The sequence below is a fragment of the Mycobacterium simiae genome (assembly GCF_008370645.1).
Lineage (GTDB): Bacteria > Actinomycetota > Actinomycetes > Mycobacteriales > Mycobacteriaceae > Mycobacterium > Mycobacterium simiae_A.
This window is the reverse complement of sequence record NZ_VTZN01000302.1, coordinates 1-3290: the sequence shown is the minus strand read 5'-3', so window position 1 is coordinate 3290 and position 3290 is coordinate 1. Positions and strand designations below refer to the sequence as shown.

Here is a 3290-nt window from a genome sequence, read left to right as displayed (position 1 = left end):
CCCCAACAGATACGCCACCCGCCCGGAGGCCACGCTGGTGGCGTTCCCGGTCAGGCCGTAGCCTTCGGCCCCCTCCGAACCTGCGTCCCCGTACGGCTGTGCCCAGGTACCAGCGAAAACTCCGGTGTCGGAGCCGGCCAGAGTGGCGGGGTCAATGCCCGCGGATTCCAACGCCTCCCAACACACCTCCAACAGCAGCCGCTGCTGGGGATCGATGGCCTGGGCTTCGCGCGCAGAGATGCCGAAGAATTCCGCGTCAAAGCCGGCGGCGTCGGGCAGGAATGCGCCATAGCGGGTATACGTCTTTCCGACGGCGTCCGGGTCGGGGTCAAACAATTCGGTGAGGTTCCAGCCACGATCGGCCGGGAAAGCCCCCATCACGTCCGTACCGCTACTGACCACCTCCCATAGGGCGTGAGCCGAATCAATCCCGCCGGGAAACCGGCACGCCATGCCGATCACGGCCACCGGCTCGGCCACGACCGCCGTAGGGAGCGCGCTGACCCGCCTGTCCCCGCCGGACAGCTCGACCTCCAAGAACTTGGCCAACCCCGACACCGAGCCGTAGTCCCAACCGACCGTGTCGGCCAGCTGCAAGCCGGTCGCCGCTGCCAAGCGATTGCGCAGTTCGACCGTCATTTGCGAGTCAAAACCCAGTTCGGTGAAGGCGCGATCGCGGTTCACCGAGTGAGGATCGGACTGACCCAACATCCTGGCGGTCTCAGAACTAACTGCGTCCGCTACCAAGCGGTAGCGCTCTTGCTGCAAAGCGGCCAGCCGCTCGGTAAGCGTCAACGAACCGGCGCTTTCCGGCCGGCCAGCAAGCTCGGGTGCAGCGGCCGACGCCGGCGGTACGGACGCCACCTGCCAAATCGGTTCGGTTGGGCTCTGCGTCCGAAGCGCATTTCGCAACAATTTGCCCGTCGCCGTTCGTGGGAGTTGGTCGACAATGGCAAACCGATGCGGAACCTTGAATGATGACAATCGGCCGAGCAATCGCCGATGGATGTCGCGGATAGCCGATTCATCGAGACTGACATCGCGACTGGGGACCAGAAACGCCTGCAGGACCGACGAGCCGGTGGATTCCCTTAATCCGACGACCGCAACCTGATCCACAGCATTGTCTTCGACAATGAGGCGTTCGACCTCCAACGGGTTGACATTGGCGCCCCCAATAATTTCGACCTCGTCAGCGCGGCCACGGTAGGTAATCCACCCGTCGCTATCGACACAGACGGTGTCGCGTGTGTCGAGCCAGCCCCCATCGTGCAGCGAAAGCGTTCCCGGCCGGTTCCAATACCCAGGCGTGATCGAGGGCCCGCGGACCCAAAGGTCGCCTTCTGCCCCGGGTTCGGCGTTCAAGCCGTCGGGCGCCACGACACGAATCTCGTACGGTGGGAGAACCTTTCCCAATGTCCCGAGACGCCATTCATCGACGCTGTTGGACACGAATGTTTGTCCAACCTCGGTAGAACCAAGACCGTCGAGAATCGGGACACCACCAAAGAACTCCGTGAGTCGCTTGCCGAGATCGATGTCCAGAGCCTCGCCCGCCGATACCGCGCAGCGCAGCGAACGGAACGATTCAGGGCGGCATGTGTCGACAATTCTGGCGAAGAACGTTGGGACGCCGTAGAGCACCGATGGCTCAAATTCCCCGCAGAGCTGAGCTGCCAGTTCCGGACTCACCCGCGAGTGACTGATCACCGCGGAACTACCAGACGCAAGCGGAAACCAGACCGAATTACCCAGGCCGTACGCGAAATACATACGTGCGCTACTCAGCCCGATGTCTTGGGGAGTCAGTCGCAACGCGCCACGACACATGGCGCCGACAAACGTCAACACGTCGGCGTGCCGATGAAGCACCGCCCTGGGTGTACCCGTCGTACCCGACGAATACGTGGCGTAGGCAACAGCATCACCACTAACCAGCTCATAAGGCGCCGGCACAGCTTGGGCCGCATCCGACACCAGCTTTCCAATCTCCACCGCCCGTGACCGCTCAAAACGATCCAGCAAACCGCCAGACGTGACGACTAGCGCCGGCTCAGTGTCCCGCTCGTAAAACGCATGATCTTCGGGATGAAGCTCCGGATTCGCGATGAATGCCGCAACGCCCTGAGCTAAGCAACCCAGCAATAACTGCACTAAATCCAATGAATCCGGCAAACACAAAAGAACGCGGTCGCATTTAGTCAGGCCGCGATCTCTAAGCACACGGCCAATCCGCGCGACACTATCGTGGACATGACCATGAGTCACCGCCTCCGGCGCATAGTAGGCAGGCTTGTCATACCAGCCCGCTTCTGCGGCCCGCTCGGCAAGCAACCACGCTAGATTCCCATTCCCCATAACCTAATGACCGGGCCTACGTTGTCGCCGTGAGATCCGCCCGATCGTGGACTTGCTCGGTCCGCACTGCTCGGCCATGCTCTCGCGGGACCAGTGGGTCGCGTTGGCCGGGGTGGACTCCAGCGTGGCCACCACCACGTCCTCTGCCTGCTCAGCGGTGATCGAGGCGGGCCGCCCCGGCCGCGGGTCGTCGACCAGCCCGTTGCAGCGAGCCTCGATGAACGGCCGCCGCTTGCCCGCCGCCGGCTGCGCCTCCCGCTCGCGCGCCGCCACTTCCTGGTTCGACGGGCCGTGCGCACAGCCCAGCACGATCCGGGCCCGCAGCGCCAGCGCCTGCGCTGACTTACGCCGCCGCCCCCACCGCGTCAGCGTCTGGTGTTCCTCCTCGGTCAATACCAATTCCGCCTTCGGTCTCCCGGGCAATGCGATACGTGAATCATCCCGCCCCTCAATATGTCTCGCTGTGGAACAACGCTGACAACCGTCATAGACAATCACGTAAAGATATTTATGGCGCCGCATACTAATTTGCCGTGAAACACCCATGGTGTAGCCTTGTCGAACAATTAGTCGACGACCCGTCCATCGCCACAAGTTCGCTGTTCGTGTTGGGGAGATTACCCGGCTGCCTACCCAATGCGGATTGCGCGGCTGAAGACCCGTAGTTTCGACTATCTCGTCACTAAACTTTCTTCTTTGGTGGCATTTATCGCCCAACGGCTATGACCGCTCAAGTGGCGACATACCCCTTCTTGTCCTACTTCTAACTCGGCTGTCATTCACCGCACGTCCGCATAGCCCGGACTGGCGCCATTATAGCCGCGGCGATTTGGTGGTGTCTGTCAGATGACGGGTTAAGCTTGAGGATGAATTTTCAGTCCCCCAATTGGACGATTGCAATGTCCCTGATTCAGCGGACGGTGGGTATCCCC

2 protein-coding genes are annotated in these 3290 nt (G+C 61.9%); both read right to left on the bottom strand.

Going from position 1 to position 3290, the window contains the following annotated elements; all coding sequences use genetic code 11:
- On the bottom strand, positions 1 to 2358 hold a 2358-nt coding region (locus tag F0Q45_RS25035; RefSeq protein WP_149656448.1), incomplete at its 3' end, for an AMP-binding protein.
- 3 nt (positions 2359 to 2361) lie between these two features.
- Positions 2362 to 2781: a helix-turn-helix domain-containing protein gene (locus tag F0Q45_RS25030; protein ID WP_188113151.1), complete on the bottom strand. Its 420-nt coding sequence runs from the start codon at positions 2779 to 2781 to the stop codon at positions 2362 to 2364.
- Positions 2782 to 3290: the final 509 nt, after the last annotated feature.